Annotated in this window: 5 protein-coding genes; 1 reads left to right on the top strand and 4 read right to left on the bottom strand. The window is 70.3% G+C overall.

All coding sequences use genetic code 11. The annotated features are described in order from the left end of the window. Positions 1 to 86: 86 nt before the first annotated feature. Both ACFXBC_RS27215 and ACFXBC_RS27210 read right to left on the bottom strand, forming a co-directional pair. On the bottom strand, positions 87 to 1,796 hold the full coding sequence (locus tag ACFXBC_RS27215; protein ID WP_385029819.1) for a flavin monoamine oxidase family protein: 1,710 nt from the start codon (positions 1,794 to 1,796) through the stop codon (positions 87 to 89). Between the two features lie 205 nt (positions 1,797 to 2,001). Beyond that, complete coding sequence (locus tag ACFXBC_RS27210) at positions 2,002 to 2,799, bottom strand: carbon-nitrogen hydrolase family protein (protein ID WP_385029816.1); 798 nt, start codon at positions 2,797 to 2,799, stop codon at positions 2,002 to 2,004. A 372-nt stretch (positions 2,800 to 3,171) separates the two neighbouring features. On the opposite strand from ACFXBC_RS27210, the gene ACFXBC_RS27205 reads away from it, so the two are divergent. Next, on the top strand, positions 3,172 to 3,531 hold the full coding sequence (locus tag ACFXBC_RS27205) for an ATP-binding protein (RefSeq protein WP_385029813.1): 360 nt from the start codon (positions 3,172 to 3,174) through the stop codon (positions 3,529 to 3,531). A gap of 1 nt (position 3,532) precedes the next feature. Here ACFXBC_RS27205 and ACFXBC_RS27200 read toward each other — a convergent pair whose 3' ends face one another. Continuing rightward, positions 3,533 to 4,357: an RNA polymerase sigma factor SigF gene (locus ACFXBC_RS27200; protein WP_385029837.1), complete on the bottom strand. Its 825-nt coding sequence runs from the start codon at positions 4,355 to 4,357 to the stop codon at positions 3,533 to 3,535. A gap of 272 nt (positions 4,358 to 4,629) precedes the next feature. Next, positions 4,630 to 6,075 carry a GuaB1 family IMP dehydrogenase-related protein gene (locus tag ACFXBC_RS27195; RefSeq protein WP_385029810.1) on the bottom strand — a complete coding sequence of 482 codons (1,446 nt, stop codon included), beginning with the start codon at positions 6,073 to 6,075 and terminating at the stop codon, positions 4,630 to 4,632. Positions 6,076 to 6,104 lie beyond the last annotated feature (29 nt).

Genomic DNA, 6,104 nt, shown 5'->3' with positions numbered 1-6,104 from the left:
CAGCCGACGAATCCACGGAAGGACAGCCGAAGCGCCAGTCAGTCCTGGGGTCAGACCGCCGAGCGGAGCCACAGCAATCATCACTGTCAGTCCTCGGGCAGTTCGACCGGCGCGATCTCGTCGTACAGGTCACCGGGGCCCGGGTTGGACGCGTCGGTCGCCCCGCCGAAGTGGTGCATGACGCCCCAGACGGCGTTGAGCGCGGTCTGGACGGCGCCCTCGGCCCAGCCGGCCGTCCAGGAGATGTCGTCCCCGGCGAGGAAGAGCCCGCGCCGGTCCTCGGGGAGCCGGTCCTGCATGAAGTGGGTGAACAGCCGCCGCTGGTAGCGGTAGTGGCCGGGCAGGTTGGCCTTGAACGCGCCCATGAAGTAGGGCTCGTCCTCCCAGGAGACGGTGACCGGATTGCCGATGATGTGCTTCCGGATGTCCACCTTCGGGTAGATCTCGCCGAGCGACTTCAGCATGACCTCCATCCGCTCGTGCGCGGAGAGCGGCAGCCACTTGAGGCTGTCGTCGCACCAGGTGTAGGAGAGGCAGATGGTGGCGGGCCTGTCCGGTCCGTCGTCCAGCAGATAGGTGCCGCGGGTCATCCGGTCGGTGAGCGTCATCGACATGGTGTCGCGCCCGGTCGGGTTGCCGTCGTCGTCCAGGGCCTCGTCGAGCCAGAAGGGCCGGTCCACCGGGACGAACAGCTTGGACGACTCCATGTAGTGGGTGCGCTCCATCGCCGTCCAGTGGTCGATGGGGAAGAGCGCGTCATCGCAGTCGATCTTGGAGAGCAGCATCCAGGACTGTGCGGTGAAGACCGCCGCCCGGTAGGTGCGGATGTCGCCCGACGCGTCGGTGACGGTCACGCGGTTGCCCGCTGTACGGTGCAGCCGGGTCACCGCGGGGCGGGGCTCCCCGCCGTGCAGGGACGCCAGCGATGTGCCGGACGGCCAGTGCACGGTCTTCTGCGGTTCGCGTTCCCAGAGCCGCAGCGGCAGCTGCTGCGAGCCGCCGACGATCCCGCGGTGGTGGTCGTCCGCCTCGGTGTAGACGACCCGGAGGATTTCCAGGATGGAGTTGGGGAAGTCGGTGTCCCAGCCGCCCGTACCGAAGCCGACCTGGCCGAAGATCTCCCGGTGCCGGAAGGAGGCGAACGCCTCGGACCCGCAGAGGAAGCCGTAGAAGGTCTGGTCGTCAAGGCGCTCGACCAGCCGCGCCCAGATCTCCCGGATCCGCGGCACATCGCGCTCACGCAGGGCGCGGTTCATGTCGGAGAAGTCGGCGCCCTCCTCAAGGCAGCTGTTCCAGGCGTGCATCACATCGCGGTAGACCTGCGGGAGGTCGTCGACGGAAGTGGCGTAGTGCGACTCGCCCTTGAGGTCGACCACGGTCGAAGGGGTGCCCGGGGCGAGCGGGTTGGGGAAGGACTTCGTCTCCAGGCCCACCAGGTCGATGTAGTGCTGGAGCGCCGTGGAGGACGGCGGGAAGCGCATGGCGCCCAGCTCGGCGGTGAGCGAGGGGTCGCAGCCGTCGAAGCCCACGGTGCGCAGCCGCCCGCCGATCCGGTCCGCCTCGTACACCACCGGCTTGAGGCCCATCTTCATCAGCTCGTACGCGGTGATGATCCCGGAGAGCCCGCCGCCGATCACGGCGACCTCGGTGCCGTGCTCGGTGGCGGGTATCTGGCCGAGGCCCGCCGGGTGGGCGAGGAAGTCGTCATAGGCGTAGGGGAAGTCCGGCCCGAACATGGTGATCGGGGGCTGGCCGTCGGGGTGCTGAACGGCGGTGGTGGGCACCGTGGACGTCATGGGGTACGGACTCCTTGCGCGGAAGCCGCGGAGGCGGCTGAAGGCAGCGGCGGCCTGGTGGAGGCGGCCGGGTCGGGCGGGATGTTCGGGGGCAGCCGGGCGGGGGCCGGGCGGGATGTTCGGGGGCAGCCGGGCGGGGCCGGGCGGGGTGTTCGGGCCGGACGGTCAGGCCGGACGGTCAGGCTGGGCGGTCGCCGTGCTGGGCTCAGGTCAGCGAGCGGTAGAGCTCCGGGCGGCGGTCGCGGAGGTACGGGTTCTGCTCCCGCGAGGCGCTCAGCAGAGCGGGATCGGCGTCGGCGGTGACAAGCTCCGTCCCGCGTCCGGCGCGGGCGCGGACGGTGCCGTCGGGTCCTGCCAGGCAGCTGAGGCCGACGAACTCGAACTCGCCCTCGTCCCCTGTGCGGTTGACGTACGCGATGTACAGCTGGTTCTCGAAGGCACGGACCGGCACCAGGGACTCGGCGACGAACTGGAAGGGGTGCATCTGGGCGGTGGGCACCAGGAGCAGATCGGTGCCGGCGAGAGCGTGCGCCCGGACGTTCTCCGGGAACTCCACGTCGTAGCAGATCATGATCCCGATCCGGAGCCCGGCCAGCTCGGCCTGGACGACCGGGGTGTCCCCCGGTGTGAACCACTTCTGCTCGAAACAGCCGAAGAGGTGGGTCTTGCGGTAGTCGGCCAGGCTGTTTCCGTCGGCGCCGATCAGCTGGGCCGCGTTGTACATCCGGTCACCCTCGCGTTCGGGGTAGCCGTAGAGCACCGCGATCCCGTGGCGTGCCGCGATGCCCGCGACGGCCCGCGCGCTCGCTCCGTCGGCGGGCTCGGCCAGCCGGGGCACCTCGTCACCGATCGCGTACCCGGTGAGGAACAGCTCGGGACAGACCAGCAGCCCGGCACCCGAGGCCGCGGCACGGCCCGCCGCCTCGTCCAGCTCGGCCAGATTCGCCGCGACGTCGCCGGGGCGGCCGGAACTCTGGAGCAGGGCGATACGCAGCGGCGGCATGGCAGACCTCGAACGGTACAGAAGGGGTTTCCGGGGACAGAGCGACGGTACGTTCAGCGACTCCGCGCGGACAAGACACGTCCATTGCGCAGTACTGTGCGATCCGTTGCGTCTCCAGGTCCGCTGCCGGCGATTTGTTGCGCGGGCCCGGCGGTGGGCTGCGACGGGCCGCGGCGGGCCTCCGCGCGGACCGTGCCGGCCGGGGCGCCGGGTACCGCTGCGATCCGCCGTCGGGGGCCTTCGCGGAGGCGCCCGGCCCCGGCCGATTCCGCTGGGGGCGAAAAGACGATTCTGGAGTGATGGACCGGACCAGGCGGGGTAGGCGAGCACAAGATGACGGAGGAGCCGCCCGTGGTTGTCATGGATTCAGCGTTGGCAGACAGCGCCACGGCACGCGACGCCGCCAGCCGATTTCTGTCCCAGAACTGTCCCTGGGCCGATGTCGACGCTGTGCTGCTCGTGATCAGTGAACTCGTCGCCAACGCGGCCCGCCACACCGCGGGCTGGTGGCATCTGCGCCTGACCGCCGACCCGGGGGTGCTGGTGGTGGAGATGGACGACGACAGCCCGGCGCACCCCGTCGCGCGCGAGCCCGACTTCACCGGGGGCGGCGGCTTCGGCTGGCACATGGTGCTGCGGCTGGCCGGCCGGGTCGAGGTGAGCCCCCGCGCGTCGGGCAAGACGGTCCGCGCGATCTGGTCGCATCCGGCGGCGGAGCCGGCGGTCGGCTGAGTCACTCCCGGCCGAGCAGCCCCGTCCGCAGTTGTGCGGTGATCCGGGCGAGCAGCCGGGACACATGCATCTGGGAGACGCCCAGTGCGGCGCCGATCTCCGACTGGGTCAGCTCGTCGCCGTACCGCATCCGCAGTATGCGGCGGTCCCTGGCGCCGAGCCGGGCTATGAGCGGTTTCAGCGCGGTGAGGTTCTCGACGAGGTCCAGACCGCTGTCGTGTTCGCCGAGCCGGTCGGCCAGGGTCCGGGCACCGCCGTCGGACCTGTCCTCGACGGTGGAGTCGATGGAGCCCGCGGTGTAGCCGTTGGCGGCGATCAGCCCTTCGACGACCTCCTCCTCGTCCATCCCGAGATGTCGGGCCAGTTCGGCCGGGGTCGGGGAGCGGTCCAGGGACTGGAGCAGTTCGTCGGACGCCTTGGCCAGCGTGATCCGCAGTTCCTGGAGCCGCCGCGGGACGTGCACGGACCAGCTGGTGTCCCGGAAGAAGCGTTTGATCTCACCGACGATGCAGGGCATCGCGAACGTCGCGAACTCCACTTCGCGGGAGAGCTCGAACCGGTCGATCGCCTTGATCAGCCCGATGGTGCCGACCTGGACGATGTCCTCCATCTGGTCGGAGCGGCTGCGGAACCGGGCGGCCGCGAATCTGACGAGCGAGAGGTTCAGTTCGATCAGCGTGTTGCGCGCGTACTGGTGTGCGCGGGTCCCCTCATCGGTGGTGTCGAGGGCCGCGAAGAAGAGCCGGGAGAGTGCGCGTGCGTCGTTCGGTGCGACCTTCGATGGGTGCGCCACGTAAGGGAGTTGTCCTGGAGCCCGGCCGGGCAGCTGATCGGCGAGCGGAGCGGGACCGGGCGGGACTGTGGTCGCCAGGGGCACGGTGTACTCCCTCTCTCGTTCTTCGGTTTTCGCTCTCTCCGAGACGTTCCGCGATCCCGGCTACCCGTTACGGGGTGCTCCATACGCCGGATTCCGGCCAATACGCCGCGCGTTGCCACACCGGAGGTGCCGGCGGGACGAGAGCCACCGGAGGGGGCGGCGGGACGCAGACGTTGGAGCCGGCCCCGTGCGGAGAGGGACCGGCTCCGGCGTCGGTACGGTCAGCCCCAGCTGGCGTGCAGCGGCTTGCCCTCCGCGTAGCCTGCGGCGCTCTGCACGCCGACGATCGCCCTCTCGGCGAACTCCTCCAGGGTGTTGGCCCCGGCGTAGGTGCAGGAGGAGCGGACGCCCGCGATGATCGAGTCGATCAGGTCCTCGACACCCGGACGGGCCGGGTCGAGGAACATCCGCGAGGTGGAGATGCCCTCCTCGAACAGGCCCTTGCGGGCACGGTCGTAGGCCGACTCCTCGCTCGTACGGTTGCGGACGGCGCGCGCCGACGCCATCCCGAACGACTCCTTGTACCAACGGCCGTCGGCGGCCTGCTGGATGTCGCCGGGTGACTCGTACGTCCCGGCGAACCAGGAGCCGATCATGACGTTCGACGCGCCGGCGGCCAGCGCCATCGCCACGTCACGCGGGTGCCTGACCCCGCCGTCGGCCCAGACGTGCTTGCCGAACTTCCGCGCCTCCGTGGCGCATTCGAGTACGGCGGAGAACTGCGGACGCCCCACGCCCGTCATCATCCGGGTGGTGCACATGGCGCCGGGGCCGACCCCCACCTTGATGATGTCGGCGCCCGCCTCGATGAGGTCGCGTACGCCCTCGGCGGCCACGATGTTGCCCGCGACGATCGGCACCTGCGGGTCGAGCGCCCGCACCGCCCTGACCGCGGCGATCATCGACTCCTGGTGGCCGTGTGCGGTGTCCACGACGATCGTGTCGGCGCCGGCGTCGAGCAACTGCTTGGCCTTGCCCGCGACATCGCCGTTGATCCCGACCGCGGCGGCGATGCGCAGCCTGCCCCTGGCGTCGACGGCCGGGGTGTAGAGGGTCGCGCGCAGGGCGCCCTTACGGGTCAGGATGCCGGCCAGCCTGCCGTCCGCGTCGACGGCGGGCGCGTAGCGGCGGTTGGCGCCGTCGAGCCGGTTGAACGCCTCACGCGGGTCGATGTCCGCGTCCAGGAGCACCAGGTCCTTGGCGGACATGACTTCGGACAGCTGGGTGAAGCGGTCGACACCCGCCAGGTCCTCATCGGTCACGACACCGACCGGCCTGCCGTCCTCGTCGACGACGACACCCGCGTTGTGCGCGCGCTTGGGCAGCAGGGACAGCGCGTCGGCGACGGTCTGCGACGGGGCGAGCACGATGGGCGTGTCAAGGACGTGGTGGCGCGTCTTCACCCAGGAGATGACGTCGGTGACGACCTCGATCGGGATGTCCTGCGGGATGACGACGAGACCGCCGCGCCGGGCGACCGTCTCGGCCATCCGGCGGCCCGCGATGGCCGTCATGTTCGCGACGACGAGCGGAATGGTGGTACCGGTCCCGTCGGGGGCGGACAGATCGACGCCCTGACGGGAGCCGACAGCGGAACGGCTCGGCACCATGAACACATCGTCGTACGTCAGATCGTACGGCGGCTTCAGGTCATTGAGGAAACGCATACTAACTCTCTCACCTGCGGTTATTACAG

The organism is Streptomyces sp. NPDC059398 (assembly GCF_042751845.1).
Classification (GTDB): Bacteria; Actinomycetota; Actinomycetes; order Streptomycetales; family Streptomycetaceae; genus Streptomyces.
This window is presented reverse-complemented; position numbering and strand designations above follow the sequence as displayed.